Source organism: Methylovorus sp. SPW-M1, from assembly GCF_053848825.1.
Window position 1 is genome coordinate 2,148,336 of sequence record NZ_CM132626.1, and the last position, 21,787, is coordinate 2,170,122.

18 protein-coding genes are annotated in these 21,787 nt (G+C 55.4%); 6 read left to right on the forward strand and 12 right to left on the reverse strand.

The window, feature by feature from the left end:
• Positions 1-120: 120 nt before the first annotated feature.
• The 8 genes from ACWWD9_RS10090 to motA form a co-directional block, all read right to left on the reverse strand.
• Positions 121-363 (reverse strand): hypothetical protein, encoded by a 243-nt coding sequence (locus tag ACWWD9_RS10090; protein ID WP_015829625.1) that lies wholly within the window; start codon positions 361-363, stop codon positions 121-123.
• A 369-nt stretch (positions 364-732) separates the two neighbouring features.
• Entirely contained in the window at positions 733-3,498 is a 2,766-nt protein-coding gene (locus ACWWD9_RS10095) for a methyl-accepting chemotaxis protein (RefSeq protein WP_455866950.1), read from the reverse strand.
• Between the two features lie 62 nt (positions 3,499-3,560).
• The gene (locus ACWWD9_RS10100) at positions 3,561-4,064 is read right to left on the reverse strand and encodes a chemotaxis protein CheW (protein ID WP_015829623.1); all 504 of its coding nucleotides are present in this window, start codon (positions 4,062-4,064) and stop codon (positions 3,561-3,563) included.
• Complete coding sequence (locus ACWWD9_RS10105) at positions 4,061-6,442, reverse strand: chemotaxis protein CheW (protein WP_455866951.1); 2,382 nt, start codon at positions 6,440-6,442, stop codon at positions 4,061-4,063. Before ACWWD9_RS10105 ends, ACWWD9_RS10100 begins: the two co-directional genes overlap by 4 nt.
• Before the next feature lie 73 nt (positions 6,443-6,515).
• Positions 6,516-6,881 carry a response regulator gene (locus tag ACWWD9_RS10110; RefSeq protein WP_015829621.1) on the reverse strand — a complete coding sequence of 122 codons (366 nt, stop codon included), beginning with the start codon at positions 6,879-6,881 and terminating at the stop codon, positions 6,516-6,518.
• 72 nt (positions 6,882-6,953) lie between these two features.
• On the reverse strand, positions 6,954-7,502 hold the full coding sequence (locus tag ACWWD9_RS10115) for a hypothetical protein (protein WP_013441644.1): 549 nt from the start codon (positions 7,500-7,502) through the stop codon (positions 6,954-6,956).
• Between the two features lie 63 nt (positions 7,503-7,565).
• The gene (gene motB, locus ACWWD9_RS10120; protein WP_013441643.1) at positions 7,566-8,516 is read right to left on the reverse strand and encodes a flagellar motor protein MotB; all 951 of its coding nucleotides are present in this window, start codon (positions 8,514-8,516) and stop codon (positions 7,566-7,568) included.
• 25 nt (positions 8,517-8,541) lie between these two features.
• Positions 8,542-9,402 (reverse strand): flagellar motor stator protein MotA, encoded by an 861-nt coding sequence (gene motA, locus ACWWD9_RS10125; RefSeq protein WP_455866952.1) that lies wholly within the window; start codon positions 9,400-9,402, stop codon positions 8,542-8,544.
• 611 nt (positions 9,403-10,013) lie between these two features.
• Between motA and ACWWD9_RS10130 the strand changes: the two genes are divergently transcribed.
• From ACWWD9_RS10130 to ACWWD9_RS10140, 3 genes are all read left to right on the forward strand, one after another.
• On the forward strand, positions 10,014-10,514 hold the full coding sequence (locus ACWWD9_RS10130; RefSeq protein WP_159356033.1) for a sigma-70 family RNA polymerase sigma factor: 501 nt from the start codon (positions 10,014-10,016) through the stop codon (positions 10,512-10,514).
• Entirely contained in the window at positions 10,514-11,560 is a 1,047-nt protein-coding gene (locus ACWWD9_RS10135) for a FecR domain-containing protein (RefSeq protein ID WP_455866953.1), read from the forward strand. Before ACWWD9_RS10130 ends, ACWWD9_RS10135 begins: the two co-directional genes overlap by 1 nt.
• Before the next feature lie 212 nt (positions 11,561-11,772).
• Positions 11,773-14,328, forward strand: coding sequence for a TonB-dependent siderophore receptor (locus ACWWD9_RS10140; protein WP_455866954.1), 2,556 nt, complete (start codon positions 11,773-11,775; stop codon positions 14,326-14,328).
• 34 nt (positions 14,329-14,362) lie between these two features.
• Here the strand turns inward: ACWWD9_RS10140 and ACWWD9_RS10145 are convergent, their stop codons facing one another.
• Complete coding sequence (locus tag ACWWD9_RS10145) at positions 14,363-14,533, reverse strand: hypothetical protein (RefSeq protein WP_455866955.1); 171 nt, start codon at positions 14,531-14,533, stop codon at positions 14,363-14,365.
• A gap of 271 nt (positions 14,534-14,804) precedes the next feature.
• On the opposite strand from ACWWD9_RS10145, the gene ACWWD9_RS10150 reads away from it, so the two are divergent.
• The 3 genes from ACWWD9_RS10150 to ACWWD9_RS10160 all read left to right on the forward strand — a co-directional run bounded on the left by ACWWD9_RS10150 (position 14,805) and on the right by ACWWD9_RS10160 (position 19,087).
• Positions 14,805-15,347, forward strand: a complete 543-nt coding sequence (locus ACWWD9_RS10150) for a sigma-70 family RNA polymerase sigma factor (protein WP_455866956.1) — start codon at positions 14,805-14,807, stop codon at positions 15,345-15,347.
• A 31-nt stretch (positions 15,348-15,378) separates the two neighbouring features.
• On the forward strand, positions 15,379-16,380 hold the full coding sequence (locus ACWWD9_RS10155; RefSeq protein ID WP_455866957.1) for a FecR family protein: 1,002 nt from the start codon (positions 15,379-15,381) through the stop codon (positions 16,378-16,380).
• Between the two features lie 202 nt (positions 16,381-16,582).
• Positions 16,583-19,087: a TonB-dependent siderophore receptor gene (locus ACWWD9_RS10160; protein WP_455866958.1), complete on the forward strand. Its 2,505-nt coding sequence runs from the start codon at positions 16,583-16,585 to the stop codon at positions 19,085-19,087.
• Between the two features lie 106 nt (positions 19,088-19,193).
• Here the strand turns inward: ACWWD9_RS10160 and ACWWD9_RS10165 are convergent, their stop codons facing one another.
• The 3 genes from ACWWD9_RS10165 to flhD form a co-directional block, all read right to left on the reverse strand.
• Entirely contained in the window at positions 19,194-19,970 is a 777-nt protein-coding gene (locus tag ACWWD9_RS10165; RefSeq protein ID WP_455866959.1) for a class I SAM-dependent methyltransferase, read from the reverse strand.
• Positions 19,971-20,235: 265 nt separating this feature from the next.
• Positions 20,236-20,775, reverse strand: coding sequence for a flagellar transcriptional regulator FlhC (gene flhC / locus ACWWD9_RS10170; protein ID WP_013441637.1), 540 nt, complete (start codon positions 20,773-20,775; stop codon positions 20,236-20,238).
• A gap of 52 nt (positions 20,776-20,827) precedes the next feature.
• Positions 20,828-21,145 (reverse strand): flagellar transcriptional regulator FlhD, encoded by a 318-nt coding sequence (flhD, locus tag ACWWD9_RS10175; RefSeq protein WP_013441636.1) that lies wholly within the window; start codon positions 21,143-21,145, stop codon positions 20,828-20,830.
• Positions 21,146-21,787: the final 642 nt, after the last annotated feature.

A 21,787-nucleotide genomic window follows, 5' to 3' on the forward strand; every position in this document is an offset into this window, starting at 1 on the left:
GGCAAAAAAAAACCGCTTCAATAAGAAGCGGTTAGTACATCTTTGGGAGCTATCAGTGCGAGAGCGGTGGTCGCGGAGATGAGACTTGGCTCTCGGGCACGGGCTACCCGGCGTGCTGGATTACTTGGACTGCACGTCCTTGGCATCTACCAGAACGGTCTTGCCATCCTTAGTGGTAGCAGCAAGCTTCTTGGCTTCCGCTTCGGCAACAGCGTTGCCCTTCATGTGGGCGGCGGTCTCAGCACTGTTGTCATTGGTGCAGATACGGCCCATTACGCTTACCTTGCACACTTCTTCAGCTTGCACATTGAATGCTGCCATTGCAGCTACCAGGGAAACGATTGCTACGATCATCTTTGTCATTTGTCATTCTCCATGTAGGGATATATAGGTACTGCAGACTGGTGAGGCGCTCACTTCTCGATCATCACCATCTGAACCTGCTACGACCTAACTCTTGGATTTCTTTAGGAAAATTACACATCATTAACAATAAAGTTTCCCGATATTGACGGGAATAAATGGAATAAGACAAAAATATTCAATCAAATCAATGCATTGAAAAACTTTAGGGCTTTAATTCAAAAAACAGCCACAAAATGCATATATTCATGATTTTTTACAGTATTTACACTTGATTACAGATTGCATAGGCTGAACTCCTATGCAAAAAAAGCCCCGGAAATCCGGGGCTTTTTTTACTTCATTGAGATGCAAATCAGGATGTTTGCATTAAAACTCTTCCCACTCATCCTCATTCACGCTTGCCTTGGATGCGACCTTCAGCACTGGCGCAGCAGCCGCTCTGGCAGGCGCTGGACGCGGAGCCGGGTTGCTTCGTACTTCTGGCCGGGACAGCATCTTGGCGGCGGCAGGTACGCGGACATCGCCCTCACGCAGCTTGAAGTCTGCCACAGCATCGGTCAGCGCAGTAGCCTGCTCAACCAGCGATTCGGCTGCCGCAGCAGCTTCTTCCACCAGCGCGGTGTTCTGCTGCGTCACGTCGTCCATCTTGATCACGGCGTCGTTCACCTGGGCAATACCAGCGCTCTGCTCTTGCGAGGCGGCGGCAATTTCGCCAATGATGTCCGATACGCGTTTGACCGATTGCACCACTTCTTCCATGGTCTTGCCGGCGTTTTCCACCAGGGTGGTGCCTTCGGTGGTCTTGCTGACCGAGTCGTTGATCAGTTCCTTGATTTCCTTGGCAGCTGCCGCAGAGCGTTGCGCCAGGTTGCGCACTTCGCCGGCGACCACGGCAAAGCCACGGCCTTGCTCACCGGCACGGGCGGCTTCTACCGCAGCGTTCAGCGCCAGGATGTTGGTCTGGAAGGCAATGCCGTCAATCACCGAGATGATGTCTTCGATCTTGCGGGCGCTGTCGTTGATGGCGCTCATGGTAGACACCACATCGGCGACCACTTCGCCACCCTTTACAGCCACACCGGATGCCGCAGAAGCGAGCTGGTTGGCTTGCTTGGCGTTGTCGGCGTTCTGCTTCACGGTGGAAGCCAACTGCTCCATGCTGGCAGCGGTTTTTTCCAGCGACGATGCCTGGTCTTCCGTACGGCGGCTCAGGTCGGAGTTGCCCTGCGCAATTTCCTTCGCGGCGGTGTTGATCGCATCTGCGGCTTCTTTTACCGTGCTGATCGGCGCGATGATGGTATCCAGGGTCTGGTTGAGGCCTTCAGCCACCAGCTTGAAGAAGCCTTCACGCCCATCACTGCGCGCACGCTTGCTGAAGTCACCATCCGCAGCAGCTTTCACGATCTCGCCGATTTCGTGCTCGGCATGTGCCTCGGTCGTGCGATCTATCCACTGCACGGCGGTGCCCATACGTTCTCCGCTACTACTGAAGATAGGCGCTGCATTGAGCTTGAATATCTGCTCGCCGACGGTGATTTCCGTGGCATAAGGGCTGTGCAGGCTGGCCAGCATATTGCGCTGATGGCTGGGATTCTTGTGATAAACGTCGAAGTTCTGACCAATGATATTGTTCGCCGAGAAGTTGGGCAGTTGTGTGCGCAGATTGGCTTCGGAGCGCTTCATCAGGTCTTCGGTAAACTTGTTCATGTAGATGATGATGCCATCAGGGTCGGCTACCATGACACTGACAGCGGCATTGTCCAGGCTGGTCTTGATCAGTTCGGCAAAACGGGCAGCCTCGCCAGCAGCCTTCAGCTGGCCACGGGTTTTTTCTATCGCCTCGTTGATGAAAGCCTTCTTGCCTGGCAATTGCTCGATGGTCGCGGTCAAATCACCTTCACCAAATGCACGCACCACGGCCATGGATTTCTTCTTCACATCAATATGACCGCCCACCATGGTATTCACGCCATTGGCCATCTCGGCATAGGCACCCTGGTATTTGCTCACGTCCATGCGGACATCAATATCACCGGCATCATGCTCTTGCGACATGTGGTTCATGTCGGCAATAAAGCTCTTGATGTTGCTGCGTACTTTTTCAATGGTGTCGTTGATGAAGGCTTTCTTGCCCGGGAATTTCTCCAGCGGCGCATCAAAATTGCCCGCACCAAAGCCTTCAACCGTAGCCATGGTCTTGCGCATCATGTTCACATGGCCACCGACCATGCCATTGACGCCATTGGCAACATCACGGAACAAGCCTTCAAACAGATCAGCCTTCAGGGTCTCGTCAATATCGCCTTTTTCATGGGCGGCACTGACAAAATTGAGGGAATCGGTCAGGCCTTGCAGGGTCTTCTGCAGCCGGCGCATGGAGTACACCACGCTAGATTTATCATCTTCGGCCACCGTGATTTTCTGGGTCAGATCGCCCGCAGCGAATTTCCGGCTCATTTCAGCCAGCTCTGCTGGCTCCTGACCCAATTGGCGCATGATGGCGCGTAGCATGAAGATACCAATCACAATCACGGCCAGAGTCACCAGTGCAGCCACCACAAGATTAATGATGGTGGCGCTATGGCTTGTTGCCAAGGCATCATCCGCTGCGGTAGTACCGATTGTCATGTTCAGCTTGAAGTGGTTTTCGATATGGGTGGTAAGATCCCTGGCAATATTATCGGCCTGCGCTTTCAGCAGTGCGGCGGCCTGATCGCGCTCACCTGCACGTGAAAGGCTCAGCACATTCTGCAATAGCTGCTGATATTTATCCCAGTCTGCCTTGGTTTTGTCATACATCTGGCGGTCTTCATCATTGCTGATGTAATTATCGCCATAGGTTTTCAATTCATCGTCGAGCTTGCCTTTGAGTTCCAGCAGTCGCTGGTCATCCTTGACCATTTCCGCAGGCTCGGTATCCAGAATGTGGCGCAGAACCACGATGCGATAACGCTGGAAATACTCTTGTATCAGGCCCAGACTTGCGACACTTGGCGTGGTGTTTTCGTTGCCATAGTTGGCTTTGTCGAATACCCGCCCAGTCTGAACATGACCGATGGCTACCACGATCAGCAGACCGATTACTGCAGCAGCAATCAACAGCTTGATACGATTTGCGACAGTCATTTTCATGATGTGCATACTCCTCAAATTTATAGTTATGTGCCGGCTCAATGCTCGGCCAGGTGCTTCACTTAATGCATGGCGACGCTATCCATCAGCTCCATGTCTGTACTGCTCATCAACTGCTCAATGTCCACCAGGATGAACATTTTCTCTTCCACCGATGCCAGCCCCACGATGTACTTGGTATCAATGCTGGCCACAATGTCGGGCACTGCACGAATCTGGTTGGGTTGCAGACTCATCACGTCGGATACGCCATCCACCACCATGCCGACAATGCGGCCATTGAGGTTGAGGATGATGACCACGGTGAATTCGTTGTACTCCACCTTGCCCAGATTGAATTTGATGCGCAGATCCACAATCGGCACGATACGGCCGCGCAGATTGACCACGCCCTTGATGAAGTCAGGCGTATTGGCAATCTTGGTCACGGCGTCGTAACCACGGATTTCCTGCACCTTGAGAATTTCCAGGCCGTACTCTTCGTTGCCCAGTACAAAGGTCAGAAATTCCTTGGCATTGGTAACGCCATCGTTGGTGTTGTTACCACTTTCCGTGATGCTGCTCATTGATACACTCCTTCAGAATTATTGTTCTGGCCCATCTTGATAATGGTGGGCACATCCAGGATGAGCGCGACCGAGCCGTCGCCCATGATGGTGGCACCGGAAATACCGGGCACTTTGCGGTAATTGGTTTCCAGACTCTTGATCACCACCTGTTGCTGGCCAACCAGGCCATCGACAAACAGGGCGGCTTTTTTGCCTTCGGCTTCGATGATCACCAGCACACCATCCACCGGGTTGGTGATCTGGGTAGGCTGATTAAACAGGGAATACAGCGGAATAATCGGCAGGTATTCGCCGCGCACATGCACCATGAAACCGGCACCGGTGACGGTCTTGATGTCCGTCGCTTGCGGCTGCATGGTTTCCACGATGAGATTGAGTGGCACCACGTACATGTTGTCGCCCAGCGAAACCGACATGCCATCCAGAATCGCCAGCGTCAGCGGCAAGGAGATCGACATGGTGGTGCCGTAGCCCAGCGCCGAGCGGATATCAATCACGCCGCCCATGGCGCTCACATTACGCTTCACCACATCCATGCCAACGCCGCGACCGGATACATCGGTCACCTGCTCGGCCGTGGAAAAGCCCGGGGCAAAAATCAGCTGCCAGACATCGCTATCGGGCATGGTATCGCTCACGGGCAGGCCGCTCTGCTTGGCCTTGCTCAGAATGCGTTCACGGTTGAGGCCGGCGCCGTCGTCCGTTACTTCAATCACGATGTTGCCGCCGCGATTGGACGCGGACAGGGACAAGCGGCCGGTTTCATTCTTGCCGGATTTATGACGGACATCCGGCACTTCAATGCCATGGTCAATGCTGTTGCGCACCAGGTGGGTCAAAGGATCCACAATGCGTTCGATCAGGCCCTTGTCGAGCTCGGTAGCGGCACCACTGGTAACAAACTCCACCTTCTTGCCCAGACGGGTGGCCAGATCGCGCACCATGCGGGGGAAGCGCGAGAACACATAGTCCATCGGCATCATGCGGATAGACATCACCGACTCTTGCAGATCACGCGTGTTGCGGGTGAGCTGGCCCAGGCTGTTCAGCAGGTCTTCATGGGTAACCGGATCCAGCTTGCTGATACGTTCTTCCAGCATGGCCTGGGTAATCACCAGTTCGCCCACCAGGTTAATCAGCTGGTCGACCTTTTCTACGCCCACCCGAATCGAGGTGGTTTCAACAGCGGCCGCTTTTTCGACTTCTTTTTTGGCGGCGGCGGGTTTTTTCTCGGCGACCGGGGCGGGTGCAGCTTCAACTGGCTTGGGAGCTTCTGCCTCGACGACGGGTGCTGGCGGTGGTGGCGTGATCGGCTCAAAAAAGCCGAAGCCGTCGCCTTCAATAAAGCCACTTGCCGCAACGGCGACATCTGCCCCAGGTGCTTCAGCAGGGGCTGGCGCAGCCGCGGCTGGGGCATCCTTGATCACCAGCGTGTCGAGGTCCACCACAAACGAACAGATGGATTCGATACTGTCTTTGCTATCTTCGGTGGTCAGGGCAAAGATGGTTTTACCACCCGCCTTGCTGATACTGACGTCACCCAGCAATGCCAGCTCGGATTTCAGGTTTTCTGCATCCTTGTCGCTGAGCTCGGGCACTTCAATGTTGAAGCGGTGCTTGCCATCGGCAGGAGCAGCCGCCGCAGCCGATGGCGCAGCAGCGCCAGACTGCAGGGTGATCTTGATATCTTCGGGTTCAACAATAAACGCGCAGATGGAGATGATGTCATCTTCACTGTCTTCGGTTTTCAGCGAGAAAGCCACATGCCCGTTATCAAGGCGCTTGCTGCTGACTTCACCGAGCAGGCCCAGCTCGCCTTCAAGGTTGGCGGTGTCTTTTTCGCTCAAGGCTTTGACGTCGATATTGTAATGACGCATCTTGTCTGCGGGTGCAGCCGGAGCGGCAGCGGCGGGCTTGGGAGCCGCCGGAGCAGATGCCGCAGCCGGGGCAGCCGCTGCCGCCATTTCCGCGGCGGCCGATACCGGCTTGCCTTCGGACAAGGCTTTCAGCTTGCGTTTGACTTCCTCCTGCACATCGCGATCCACATCGGCACCGGAACGGTGGCCCTCCAGCTGCGAATTCAACACATCCTTGGCTTCGAGAAAGGTGTCCACATGCTCACCGGTCAACGCCATCTCGTTCTTGCGGATCTTGTCCAGCAGGTTTTCCAGAACGTGTGTGATTTCTGCCATGTCGGTCATGCCGAAGGTGGCGGCGCCGCCCTTGATGGAATGGGCAGCACGGAAAATGGCATTCAGGTCTTCCGAGTCGGGATTGTCCAGATCGAGGGCGAGCAACAGATGCTCCGCCTCGGCGAGCAATTCCTCGGCTTCATCAAAGAAAGCCTGATAAAACTGACTCATATCAATCGACATTTGCTGACTCCATTTTTGCTTGCCTGCATTGCATCATGCGGCGGGCGTATTCATTAGGTCGAAAAAAGAGGTATTAACCGATTACTTTTTGTACAACATCAATCAAGCGCTTGGGATCAAACGGCTTGACCAGCCAGCCATTGGCACCGGCAGCGCGGCCTTTGGCCTTCATCTCGTCGCTGGATTCGGTGGTCAGCATCAGGATAGGCACCTTCTGATAGCTACTCATGCCACGCAGGGATTTGATCAGCGTCAGGCCATCCATATTGGGCATGTTCTGATCCGTCAGCACCAGGTCCACTACCTGGTCGCGCGCCTTGTTCAAGCCATCCTGGCCATCCACAGCTTGCACGACCTGATAGCCAGCCGCCGTCAGACTGAACGCCACCATCTGACGTAAAGACCCCGAATCATCGACCGCTAAAATTGTTTTTGCCATTTTCATACTCGCTTGTTGATTAAATTTCTACACATGAACTGCTCTATACCATGAGTCTGCTGATCTCAATCCTCAGAACAACTCAATCTCTCCACTTCCCATATGGTGCTGGTCTACGGCCTTGCGCAAACCGCCTGACAGCTCAACACTGCGGCTATTCAGGCTGCGATTCATTTCTTGCAGGAGCCGGGCGATTTCCTGGTGCTCCTGCTCGCTGTCCATGCTGTCGCCGTGCGTGGCGAGCGCGCTCAATAGCTCCTTGAGCCCGTTGACGCGCTTGATGGTTCTGGCGATAAGCTGACTGGTTAAATCCTGGAATTGCAGCCCGGTAACGGCTGTATTGACTTCTTTGGCGATCTGCTCGCGATACTGGAGCAGCTTTTGCTGCTGCTGGTCTGGGAGTTTGGTTTGTTGCAGCAGGAGATCAAGCTCCTGCTGCTGGGCCGTGACGGCCTCGTGGACGGACATGAAACAGGCGCCGAGTTTCTCTATCGCCTCACTCAGCAGGTAGGTGGTTTGCATCAGATCGGCCTCGACCTCAAGCAGGTGCTGTGTCCCATGGTCGGACACGCCCGCCAACAACTGTCTCAGCTCTTCTACTGGTATTGTCTCCGACTGCATATTCCCATCATCCTTCTTTTTTATTCGCCGTATTCAGTACCAGTACGGTCGTTATCTATGTCTTCATTGGCCAGTCGCCGCTTTCTGCACTTCAGTCGCTTTCTGGACTTCACTGGCGGCGTTATCCGACGGCACATTGACCGTCGCGCCTTCATCCTTGACCGCGTCTTCCTCGGCCTTTTTGTTCATGATGATGATGCTGATCCGGCGATTTACCGGGTTCAACGGGTTTTCCTTGTCAAACAAGGAAGCCGATGACAGCCCCACCACACGCAACAACTTTGATTCATCCATTCCGCCCGCCACCAGCTCGCGGCGCGAGGCATTGGCCCGGTCAGAAGAAAGCTCCCAGTTGCTGTAACCTTTATCCCCGGTGGGGTAAGGCACAGCATCGGTATGTCCCGACAAGCTGATCTTGTTTGGCACATCGTTCAGCATGCTGCCTATCTCATGCAAAATCTGCTTGGCGTAAGGCTGCAGCTCGGCTTTGGAAGAAGCAAACATCGGCCGGTTCTGCTCATCCACGATCTGGATGCGCAAGCCTTCCGACGTAATATCAATCAGCAATTGCTTTTTGAACTTGCTCAAGGTGGCGCTGGCATCAATCGCTTCTTCAATCTTGAGTTTCAGTTCAGCCAGTTTTTCCTGTTCCGCCTTCTCCAGAGCAGTCTTCGCATCTTTTATATCGACCTCTTTTTGCTTTCCTTTAGGGCCATCGACAGGTTTTACCTGCGCCTGCTTTTTGGTGAGGTCCTTGCCGCCGCCTTTTAGCACCGAATCGCTGGCTGCAACCGAGGGCCCGCCTTGCAGCGCAACCTTGAGCGGCATTTTGAAATACTCGGAAATTCCCTCCAGCGTGGCCTTGGAGGTAGACCCCAACAGCCACATCAGCAGGAAGAACGCCATCATGGCGGTGACGAAGTCGGCGTAGGCAATCTTCCATGCCCCGCCATGGTGACCACCGGCCACCTTTTTAATGCGTTTAACAATTATCGGCTTGGTATCTTCTGCCACGACAGACTCCGCTTACGCTATGGGCTTATTTGGACTTGGCTTGCTTGACGTGCTCTTCGAGCTCGGTGAAGCCAGGGCGCTCAGTGGAGTACAGTACCTTGCGGCCAAACTCGACAGCAATCGCCGGGGCGTAGCCGTTGAGGCTGGCCAGCAGGGTGGCCTTCACGGTCTGGTACATCTTGGTGGATTCATCCAGCTTTTGTTCCAGCAGGCTGGATAGCGGGCCCACGAAGCCATAGGCAAGCAGAATACCGAGGAAGGTACCCACCAGCGCGTGGGCAATCAGAATGCCCAGTTCGGCAGGCGGCAAGGCCACGTTTTCCATGGTGTGCACCACGCCCATCACCGCGGCCACAATACCAAAAGCTGGCAGGCCATCGCCCAGGCGGGCGATACAGTGCACCGGCACATGCCCTTCCTGGTGGTGGGTTTCGATTTCGTTATCCATGAGATTTTCCACCTGGAAGGCATCCATGTTGCCGGAAATCATCAAACGCAGATAATCGGTGATGAATTCCATGAGGTGGTGATCTGCCTGCAAGGCAGGATATTTGCTGAAGAGCGGGCTGCTTTCGGGATTTTCAACGTCGTTTTCAATCGACATCATGCCGTCTTTGCGAATCTTGCTGAGAATTTCGAACAGCAAGGCCAGCAAATCCATGTACAGCGCTTTGGTGAATTTGGAACCTTTGAATAGTGTTGGCAGCGCGCCCAGCGTTGCTTTCAACGCCTTGCCGTTATTACCGACAATAAACGCGCCGATGGCACCACCAAAAATCATCAATACTTCAAGGGGTTGCCACAAGGCCCCCAAATGCCCCCCTGCCAGCGCGTATCCCCCGAACACGGCCGCCAGGACCACAACATACCCTACGATTACTAGCACTTTTAAACCCCCCGATTAAAAAACAGCGTCTATCGCCTGTGATGCATGCCACATATTAAGCCATTCCCCTAAGCTTAGCAGGGTATTGTTATCCGCCAAACGTCGATCAGCCTGTGTTTTCCATTTTATATTGCCAATCCTGTCATTCGCCAAATGCACAGGCGGATGCGGCACGATTTCAGGCTCAACATGCATTATGTCGGCATAAGTTTCGATTAATTAAGGCACGAGCGCCATGACGCAGCACATATTGCCATCGCCCATGGTCGCAAATCATACCGACCAATCCCTAAAATCCGCCACCCAGGCCAGAAATTTCTGGCCATTATTCATGGAGGACCGATGCAGCCAGACATGACTATCCAGGTATAGAGTCTTGATTCTCTGGATGTTTATCCTCCTCGCAAACCTCAGATATTTGTTCTTGCCGCACATAGGCGAATTATGCGAAGGCCTCCCACCATAACAACATGCCGGGCCCACATGCCATATCCGGTATTGCGTGAGATGTTAAGCACATGAGATAATGATAACTATTCTCATATAAACCCTATGACTGGAACCTTCATGCTGCAGGTCCCCGCCGCGCAGCATGACGCCCTCTTGTGAGCATGCCTGACAATTCAATTTCCCCTACGGTTGAAAGCCTGTACAGCGACCACCATGGTTGGCTGTATGGCTGGCTCAGGCGCAAGCTGGGAGATTCGTTCGCCGCTGCAGATCTTGCGCAGGATACGTTCGTCAGTATCCTCACCGCAAGCTCTGCCAGCCAGATTCAGGAGCCAAGGCCATTTCTCGCCACTATTGCGCGCCGCTTGATCGCCAACCGCTATCGCCGTCAGCTGCTCGAAAATGCCTACCTTGACATGCTGGCCACTTTGCCAGAAGCGCTGATGCCATCGCCCGAGGCACAATACCTGGCATTAGAGGCTTTGCGTCAGCTCGACCAGGCGCTTAACGGCTTGCCACCGCGGGTGAAAGAAGCCTTTTTGCTTGCGCACTTTGAAGAGCTGAGTTACCTGGAGATCGCAACGCGGCTGAAGGTGTCCATCAGCTCAGTCAAGCAATACCTTACGCGTGCCAACCGGCATTGCCTGTTTGCGCTGGCCTGATGCAGCAAAGTACACGCAACAAGGCAATGCCTGATGCCTCCATCGCATCATCCGCCGGGCATGTGCAAGCCTTCGCCGGAGGCATTGCTGTCAGCGAAGCGGTGGCAAATCAGGCGGCAGAGTGGCTGACCCTGCTCATGTCAGGCGAGGCCAGCGAAGATGATCGCCAGCGCTGGCAGCAATGGCGGATGGAACATGCAGACCACGAACGCGCCTGGCAGCATATCGAGACCATTATCGGCCGGCTAAAAATCATGGAGCCGCATGCTGCTTACAAGACACTTTCGCCTTACACCAGGCGGGAAGGCCTGCACTCCCCGGATCGACGCAAAGCTATCGTCATGCTGCTGTGGGCGGGGGCAGCAGGCGCCTCTGGCCTGCTGGCCCGCCGTACACCGGCTTGGCAGCAAATGGTCGCTGATTACCACAGCGATACCGGCACGCAACGCACGATCACGCTGGACGATGGCACTGTCATCACTCTCAATACCGCCAGCGCCATCAATGTGCATTTCAGCCACCAGCAAAGGCTGGTTCGCCTGGTGGCAGGTGAGGTGCTGATCACCACGGGTCACGCCATCTCCGATGCGCGCCCTTTCGTGGTTGAAACAAAAGAAGGCCGTATCCGTGCATTGGGCACACGTTTTGCGGTGCGACAGCAGCCGGATGGGAGCAGCACGGTCGCCGTCCTCGAAAGCGCCGTTGAAATCACACTCGAGCAGGCGCCTTCGCATCGACTATCGGCAGGACAGAGCGCAATCTTCACCCGCAACAGCCTCACCATCAACAGCCTGCGAGACAGCGATACCGCCTGGACCAAAGGACAAATCATTGCCGACCAGATGCGGCTGGGCGATTTTGCTACCGAACTGTCCCGCTACCGGCCAGGCTTGATACGCTGCAATCCGGCCGTTGCCGACCTGCGTTTCTCCGGTGTGTTCCCACTGGAAGACACTGACCGTATCCTCGCTACACTACCAAGCGTTCTACCCGTCAGAATTCTGCTGCGAACGCGCTACTGGGTCACAATCGACACAGTCTCCTGAATTCCCAGCACTATTTGCGATAAAAGATCAAGGAATCCGGCTTGCGTTCAGGACGCGCCATCCAGCATCGTTCCCCACAGGCACAAACCCATGCAACACATGCCATAAAAACTATGTTGAGATTTTTTTGCTTTTGGCCTGCCCGATTTTGAATCTCATGCCACCTACCCAGTAAGGACTTCATTTCAATATCAACATCTGGGGAAACCATCATGACAATCAGCGGCCTTGGCGCCCGCCCTCGCAGCCTGCATATACGCAGACACCTCCATCCATCAGCACACTCACCAGGCCTGCGTCCTTTGGTCCATGCCGTCTCGCTGGCAATTTGTGGAGCGCTGCTCTCCACAACAGGCTCGGCAAGAGCAGAGGCCATCGCCAGCCCATCCACGCAAACAAGCGCCACGTACATTTTCAATATCCCGGCGGGCCCGCTGGCGCCGTCACTGCGCAGCTTCGCCAGCACAGCCAATGTGCTGCTGACCTTCACCGCAGAGCAGACCGATGGAAAAATCACGGACGGAATCAAAGGGCCGCATACCGCTTCATCCGCGTTAAGTGCATTGCTGGCTGGTACCGGTTTGCAGGCCGTAACACTGGAGAATGGAAGCTATTTGCTCAGGCCTGCGCCTGCTGTCCAGCCACCGAAGACTAAAGAGAGTATCGCGACACTGCCCGAAGTCAGCGTGGTCGCCAGTTCTGATCGCGAGTCGCAGGCGGTGAGCGAAGGAACCGGCTCCTATGCGGCGCGTGCCGTCAGCATAGGCAAAGGCGAGCAATCCCTGCGCGATATTCCTCAATCCGTCTCGGTCATGACGCGCCAGCGCATGGACGACCAAAACTTGACCTCACTGGACAGCGCACTTAGCCAGGTGACAGGGGTAACCAAGGAGTTCCGTAATTACGGCCATACTGTTTATTACTCACGCGGTTTTGCCCTGGATAACTTCATGACCGATGGTGTCCCCATGGGCTATTACGGCGGCATAGGCATTGCCCCTGACACCGCGATCTTTGATCGTATCGAAGCGCTACGAGGAGCCCCCGGCTTGCTAATCGGCAATGGCGACCCCGGTGGCACGGTCAACATGGTACGCAAACGGCCATTGGCCGAAAAACAGATGCAAATTACTGCTCGCGCTGGCAGCTGGGATTACTACCGCCTAGATGGCGACATCACCGGCCCGCTAAACGATGCAGGCACCCTGCGCGGCCGCCTGATTGCGGGCTATGAAGACCGGCACTATTTTTACGATGAAGCACAAAGCAAGCTGCCGTTGCTCTATGGCATGCTTGAAGCCGATCTGGGCGAAAACACCGTTGCAGCCGTGGGCATGCGTTATCAACATTACTCCCAGCAAGGTGGACGCTGGGCGCAAGGCTTGCCCAGATCAAGCGACGGCAGTGATTTGGGCTTATCACGCTCAACATCTTATGGGCCCAGCTGGACCTATTTCAAGAGCACGGTCAGAGAGCTGTTTGGGGATATTACCCACAACATCAATAGCAATTGGTCAGTCAAAGTGAGCGGTACTGTTCAGCTAAGTGAGCGGGAAGATGCCCCCATATTCACCACCGCAGGAAGCATCGCCGTTGACCCGACGACACTGCAGAGTTTTTATCTGCGGGGAGTTGATTTTGAAGACAGCAAATTCCGTCGCCAAGGCGCTGATGCGCAGCTGCACGGGAAATTTGATGCATGGGGCCAGGAGCATCAAGTGTTTATCGGGGCTAACTGGCAAAAGGAGGAAACATTGGCTTTCAAGGACGGTCGGGTAACCTACTCTACCCCCATCCTGGTAGACCCACGTTCTCCGGACTTGTCAGCATTAGCAAGGCTCTACAGCGGCACATACAGTGCGCCCCTGACAGACGAGACAACTACACAAGGCTTCTACGGCAACCTGAAGCTGCAGGTAACGGATCCGCTAAAAATCATCCTGGGCGGACGTGTCAGCTGGTATGAATATAGTGCTTTAGGGATTACCCAGGCCAAAGAAACGCACAAGATAACCCCCTATGTCGCCGCTATCCTGCGCCTCAATAATCATTGGTCAGCCTACGGCAGCTATACCGATGTCTTCCGTCCGCAAAGCTCTTCCTACACTGCAAGCGGTAGCGCTCTCAAGCCAGCGCTGGGCAGCAACTATGAAGCCGGGATCAAGGGGGAATTTGCCGGTGGGAAATTGAATACCTCCTTTGCAGTATTCCGAATTGATTTGGACGATATAGCCCAGACCGATCCCAACAACCCTCTCAGCTGCCCGGGAACACCGGCCACTGGGGGGTGCTCCATCAACGGTGGCAAACTGAAGAGTCAAGGTCTGGATGCTGAAATCAATGGAGAAATCCTGCCGCGATTGCAACTATTCGCAGGCTACACCTACAACGATGCCAAATATGTACGCGACCGCGATTCCTCAGGCAATGCAACCGAAAACGAGGGAAATACTTATCAAAGCTACTTCATACCACGCCAGCTTTTCCGCAGCTGGGCTACCTACAATTTGCCCGGAACATGGGAGAAGGTGACTCTGGGAGGCGGAGTCAACCTGCAAAGTGAGATTTATACCAAAGAGGACGGTGTGCGTTATACGCAGGAAGGTTATGCGGTGTGGAATGCCAGTGCCAGCTATCGCATTGACAAGCATTGGACTGCTGCCTTGAATATCAATAACGTGTTCGATAAACACTATTACACCGTGGCGGGTAACCGCTGGTATGGTGAACCCCAGAGCATGATGCTGACACTGCGCGGCACTTTCTAATAGCCTATTAAGAGCGACTCAACAGCAACTAAAATCATTGGCGTTGACTCAAGCCATCACTTTGGTTGCTGTTGCTGACTGCCCGCCAGGCCGTGCCATCGATGCATGCCAGTTTTGCGGCCTTCTCTGGCAGCATGCTCTCCAGCCCCCACCACTTCACCGTTTTCATGAAAGGCAATACACCGCTGACATCGCGCCTGTTCAAAAGCCCGCCCTGATTGACACGACGACCAGTGAGCTGACTGATACACGCGATATGCCGTGGTATGCCAAAACACGGCTGTTATCCCACCCCCTGAACTTCGGCAATTACGGCGGTAGTTTCATATGGGCTCATTCAAGTCGACGGCAAAATCCAGATGCAGCTGTTCCAGCTCATCTGCTGAAAAGGTAAGCTCCTCTGGCCGGGAGTTGCGCATCGGCCTATGTTCGGCAATAATTGATATTAATTCTCATTTGCCGTTGAGCACCCTCCATTGAGCCAGCCGTCTTCTATTCTTGAAAATCTTTATGTTCATCATCATGGCTGGCTGCAGGGGTGGCTGCGCCGTCGCCTGGGCAACGGCGCCGATGCCGCCGACCTTGCACATGACACCTTTGTCAGACTGATTAGCGGTCGCACGCAACGGCGTTTTGACACCGTGGCCGAGGCGAGAGCCTATCTGCGAACTACCGCACAGCATCTATGCATCAACCTGTGGCGTCGCCGCGAGATTGAGCAAGCCTGGCAGGAAACACTGGCAACCATGCCTGCCGCCCACCACCCTTCTGCGGAACGCCAGGCCATGGTGTTGCAGGCACTGGAAGAAGTCACCGCCATGCTCGGCCAGCTGCCCCCCAAAGCCGCTCGCGCGTTCACGCTGGCCGTTATCTGCGACATGACCGACGACGAAGTCGGGTTAGCGTTGGGTGTATCTGGCCGCATGGTACGAAAATACGTGGCACAGGCGATGCTGGGCTGCCTGACGCTGCGCGCGCAGCAGACCATGCGCGAGTTGAGCAGCGAGCCTGCAGGCTGATGCGCTTGTTGTTATACGTTCATCGTTATCCATGAAACCCACCCCTACCAGCAATCTACAGCCAGCCCCCTCGCACGCCGTGCTGACCCAAGCTGCCGAATGGTATGCCCGCTTGCGCGATGGCAGCGCCAGCAGCCACGAGACCGCCCGCTGGCAAGCGTGGCTGCACGCCGCCGAAGAACATCAAGCCGCCTGGCAGTATGTGGAAGACATCAGCCGCGGACTTGACCCCTTGCGCACCACCGTTGACCCACGGCAAACCGCCCATGCGCTGACCAAGGCCCATGCACGCCTGCATGCCCGCAGGCGCGTACTGATTACCTTGGCCGCGCTCGCCAGCGGCGGCACGCTGGGCTTGCTAAGCTGGCGCCATAGCATGTTGCCTGCAAGCATGCTGGCGTGGACAGCCGATCATCGCACCCCCACCGGGGAGCAGCGCACCCTCACCCTGGCCGACGGCACCCAGCTCTGGCTCAATACAGCCAGTGCCCTTAATGTTCACTTCAGTGCCAGTGAGCGTCGCATAGAACTTGTACAAGGTGAGGTGTTCATTGAAACCGCCCATGATGAAACTCGCCCATTTCTGGTGGAAACACCGCATGGCCGCATGCGGGCACTGGGCACGCGATTCAATGTGTATCTCAATGAAGCACACACTCAGCTCGATGTGTATGCGGGCGCGGTGGAAATACGCACGGCGTCAAGCGCCATCAGCCGCGTGGTAAGGGCAGGCCAGCAATCACGCTTTGATCGCGCAGACATTGCCGCCATGGCAACGGCGGGTGCTGCGCGGGAAGCCTGGACGCAGGGCATTCTGGTGGCCGATAGCATTCCATTGCGCGACGTCGTGCAGGAACTGCGCCGCTATCGGCCAGGCCACCTTGGTGTGGCGGATGGCGTGGCCGAACTCAAGGTCTACGGCAGCTTCCCGCTGCAAGACACAGATCGCGTATTGCGCATGCTGGCATCGGCCTTGCCCATCCGCGTCGAGCAGCCGCTGCCCTGGTGGACAACGCTGGAATCCGCGCGCTGAAAAATTATTTGCAAAAAATAGTTCCGGGTTTTGCCTTGCCAATGGTTATACCAAGCAAGAAGAGCCCTTTCATCATTGAATTCCCGCCATCCTCAAGATGACCTCCCGTGGCAATGGCCGCGATGCGTCAAGGTAGCCAAACGATCCATGCCGTAAGGGTCTTCGCTTTTTCCAGACCCTTAACGCTGAAGGATATGCATTGATGTATCACCACGACCAGACCAAGTTGGCTTCACCTGCGACTGCCGCACGCTTCCCCCAGATGCGCCCACTGGCATTCGCCATTCACCTGCTCATGCTCGAGGGCGCGCTTGCCCTTGGCGTATGGGCGCCACCAGCCCACGCACAAACCACTGGCGCCCAGAGCCTGCGCACGTATGACATTCCCGCCGGGCCGCTCAGCATCGCATTGACCCGATTTTCGCGCGAATCCGGGATCTACCTTGTCGGGGCTGGCGAGATAATCGAAGGCAAGACCAGCGAGGGATTGAAGGGTAATTTCAATGTGGAGGATGGCTTGGCCAGGCTGCTGGCCGGAAGCGGGCTTGAGGCATACCGGCAAGCCGATGGCAGTTATGGCATGCGGGCGGTAGCGGTCAAAGCTGCAGGCACGCGCCAGGATGACGTGTCTACCTTACCGCTCGTAGCCGTTACGGCAGTCGCTGAGCGACCGGAAAGCCTGCCCTCCGCTTACGCGGGTGGTCAGGTCGCCCGTGGCAGCCGTTTGGGACTGCTGGGCAACAAGGATGTGCTGGATACGCCATTCAACACCACGAGTTACACCGCCGAACTGATGGAAAACCAGCAGGCGATCACCGCTGCGGATGTGGTGCTCAACGACCCTTCCGTGCGCACGGTGTCTTACAGCCTGACCAACGCGGCCGCTGGCGGGGATATTTTCCTGATACGCGGATTTTCGGTTCAGGATTCCGTGCTGTTTGATGGCATCAGCGGCATCGCATCCAATCGCGCTGCCCCGGTAGAGATGGCGGAGCGCATCGAGGTGCTGAAAGGCCCGAGCGCCCTCCTGAATGGCATGGCGCCGGGCGCGGGCGGAGCTGTCGGCGGCACCATCAATATGGTGCCAAAACGGGCGGATGACAAACCCCTGACCCGACTGACAGCCACCTATATGTCCAATAGCAACTTCGGTGGCCATGTCGATATCGGGCGTCGCTTTGGCGAGGATAATGCCTGGGGCATTCGCTTCAATGGCGTATATCGCGACGGCAAAAACGCCACCGCCGGGCAATCGGTTGAACTGGGCGCAGCCACCATCGGCATTGATTACCGCGGCAATCGTCTGCGGGCATCGCTGGATGCCGGGCATCAGACCATGAACAACGAAGCTCCCCAGGGTGCAGCTGGTTTCGGCATTGCCGACGGCATCACCATCCCCTCTCCGCCCAGCGCCAAAAAACGGATTGCCCAGGATTGGGAGTATGCCAACTCCAAAAGCAACTATCTGCTGGCAAAAGCCGAGTATGACCTCACCCCCACCTGGACCCTCTACGGCGCAGCAGGCGGCAGCAATACCATCTCGAGTTATCTTTCCACCGACGTCAGCGTGGCCGATGCCCAGGGCAATGCGCAAGCCACCGTGTACTACTGGCCGAACTGGACGAATTACCGCACGGCACAGGGCGGTGTGCGTGGCAATTTCAGCACGGGCGCGGTTAGCCATCAGCTCAACATCAGCGCCAACTACCTGATGAAAGATAGCGGCTATACGGCCGACTATTATGGCTTCAGCAGTTTTGATACCAACATCTACAACCCGCCCAGTGTTAGCCGCCCATCCACTGCCGGCATGGACTCCCACCCGGACAAGACCAACCGCCTGCAGCTGCCATCTCTGGCCGTGGCCGACACCCTGGGCTTTCTTGATGACAGGCTGAGCGTTACCCTGGGGGGACGTTATCAGCGCGTAGAAGTCATTGACTACAGCAGCACCGGGGAAAGCACCACCTCCTATGACAAGCATGCCGTGACTCCGGTGCTGGCTGCAGTATGGAAACCCGGTGCAAACTGGTCGATCTACAGCAATTACATTGAAGGGCTGACGCAAGGCGACACCGCGCCTATCGGCACCACCAATGCAGGCAAGGTGTTCCCTCCGGTGAAGACCAAGCAACACGAAGTCGGAGTGAAATACGATTTTGGCCGCTTCACCACGTCGCTTAGCACCTTCCAGATTGAAAAACCAAGCGGGCTGACGGTTTCCAATGGCGATGGCACCTCGACCTACCAGGTAGGAGGAGAACAACGCAATCGCGGTATTGAGCTAAATGTGTTCGGCGAAGTTCAGGGCGTGCGCCTGCTTGGCGGGGCGACTTACATCCAGCCCAAACTCACGCATGCGAGCAGCGATGCTTATGACGGCAACACCGCGCCCAACGTCTCGCGCTGGCAGCTGAACCTGGGCAGCGAATATGATCTTTCGCTGGTGCCAGGCATGACCCTCACCGCCCGCATGATGTCAACCAGCGCCCAGTATCTGGATGAAGCCAATACACGCAGCATCCCGGGCTGGACCCGCTGGGACGTCGGTGCTCGCTACAAGACCACCGCAGCCGAGCGGCCATTGGTCCTGAGACTGGGGATACAGAATCTGTTTGGTCGCGACTACTGGAGCAGCAGCTCCGGCAGCTGGTTATATCTTGGCCAGCCGCGCACCGTAATGCTATCGGCCACCATGGATTTTTAGGTTAAAGCAGGCTGGGTATCATCAAGTATGGCGCACGATGCCCAGCCTCCGGCAACCCGATTGTGATGTCTGGCAACAGGCGGCTGCTTCGCGATCAATAGTGAGCTCACATGCCCGGCATGATCCAGCCATAAAGCACTTTCCCCGTTTCACCAATAGGCTGCTGCAATGCGGGCGGTAGGCCCGGTATTTCAAATTCATAACTGATCAGCAGGCTGCCCGGCCGCATCTCGGCACTCGCCTTTTGCCACAGCGCGGGCATGGCCGCGGGTGACAGATAGGCAAACACCACATCAAATTCCCGAAAGTCCAGCTTGTGGTAATCCCCCAGCACAAAGCGGGCGGTGGATCTGCGCCAGCGTCCACGTGCATGGCTGATCAGCCATGGCAGCGGGGCCACTTCAATCCCGAGCATCTGGCAGTCGGGGCGCACCTTGGCGATGTGCATGGCCATGTCACCGAGCCCGCTGCCTATATCAATCATGCGCAAGCCCTGTCGCGCTGGCATCCACGCCAGCACTTGCTGCCACACTGCCGGGAAGGAGGGGTAAAACGGTACCTGTGTGCGAAACGTGGTCCAGAACAGCATCAGACTGAACAAGAATCCAGCCAGGTACACCCAATTGGGGAGATGCAGCTGCACCATAAGCCAGACGACCAGCGGAAAAAAGAGATGGATGAGGCGCCACCACGAAGCCATGCCCCAAAGCCGGGCCAATACATAAGCCCCCACCGCTTGTATCAACACCAGCAACCAGAAGGGATATACGCGCCCGGTGAGCTGGCCAAACAGCAAGGCAAAGAGCAAATTGATGCCCAGCATGCCCAGTTGTATCAGCAAGGCAAGGGTAGCGGGCAATACACGAGGAGATTCAGATGCCATGGGGAACGCCAGGCAGGTTTAGAAAAGACGGGGTGATGAACAAGGGACAATGCCTGTCAGCTGACAGAAAATCGCCCGGCCGGATGGCAGGCGCCACGACATGGCTTGAACCTGCGCAGGCAAATACCTCTCGCGGTAATGTCGCTTGCTGTTGATGTTGCCTGTTTGCGTACTTCACCCTACCCCCGATCAAGCGCCCTGGCGCGCGGGGCGCTATTCACTGGCGGTGTGGTGATACCTCAACAGCGCGAATTTGCCCGGCGCCTCAGGCGGCAGCCATTTCCCTGGTTTTTTTGGTTTTGCCAGCACGCGATGGTACATGGCACAAGCTGCAGGCAAAGTGTTGATTCAGGTCATACACATTCACCACAAAGTGGCCGCCGCAGCAGCTGCAGGCTTGCAGCTTGAGCATCTTGCTCTCGACAAATCTTACCAGAGTCCAGGCGCGGGTGAGCGACAGCACGGCAGTTTCGGGGTCTTCGGTACCGGTTTCATCCAGATACAGCTGGTAGGCCTTGATCACGGCGGTTATGCCGTTCACATCCGTATGTTCCCGCATGAAATTGTAAATATTCAGGAACATGGAGGAGTGAATGTTGGGCTGCCAAGTCAGGAACCAGTCGGTGGAAAACGGCAGCATGCCCTTGGGTGGCGATACGCCTTTCAGCTCCTTGTACAACTTGATCAGGCGCTCACGGGACAAGGTCGTCTGCGATTCCAGCAGTTGCAACCGTGCGCCCAGCGTGATCAGCTGTATCGCCAACTGGATTTGTTGTGCTTCGTTAACTACGCTTTTCTTTTCCATGATAATGCCTGCCTTCTTGATCAATTTGCCGGAGCGGCGCTTTCCAAAAACCTTAAGCCATTGCCTCAGGCGCCTGGCCTGCCATCAGGATGGCGGCATGCGCGCTGGCAAGGTGACGATCCTTGGTGTAGCTGGTCAGCATGTTCAGAATGGCGCAGTCGTCGAAGCGAAAGCGGGCAAGCATCATGTTGGTGCTGGAGAGTTTGAGCAATTGAGCGGTAGTCAGGCTTTCCAGAACATCCGCGATTTCTTTGCTGACGCCCAGACGGAAGATGGCGGAAGCCTTGTCGGAGCGAATCATTTGTTGGGCGAGCATCAGGTAGCTCAGGTTGGCATCTTTGATATCAGACATCATGTCTTTTTCAGTCATTTTGGGTCCCTCGTGTGTGTGTGCGCTGTGTGTGGGGCGCGTGAGACGTACTTTGAACCTAAAGGGATGCGGGCATAACTGGAGTCTGTCGGTTTTTTGCGTAAGACGCGAAGACGCGCAAATGTAGGCGTTTGTCTTACAAACGCCTACATCCGGCTGGGATACTTGACTGATTTTGAGCTTAAGCCTTTTAAAATCAAAGAACTATAAGCTTTACCACTTTACTGCACACATCGGGTAGGCGCTAAAAGCAGCCTGACACACACACGATTTACTACACACACTTCCATTACGGCACGCCTGAGAAAAACTTTAGCGCTTACCCGGAATGCATCATAAACAATTTGATAAGTTGTTGTTTATAAAAACCTTAATTTTTACACAACCTTACACAAGTTTACGATTGTCAGATTTGTTAAAGCCACACACTTCAACAAACCACACCGCCACACACACTACTGGACTACACACAAAGGATTTATCGGCCCGGCTTTTAAAAACTTTAGGGATTTTTTTAAAAAATTAGAATTAATTTGATAACTCATTGTTTCAATTAATCTAATTTTATTAAAAAATCCCTAAAGCCAGGCTGCTGCTACACACACCAACATACGCACTACGCGCCGCCAACCCCTTGAAGAC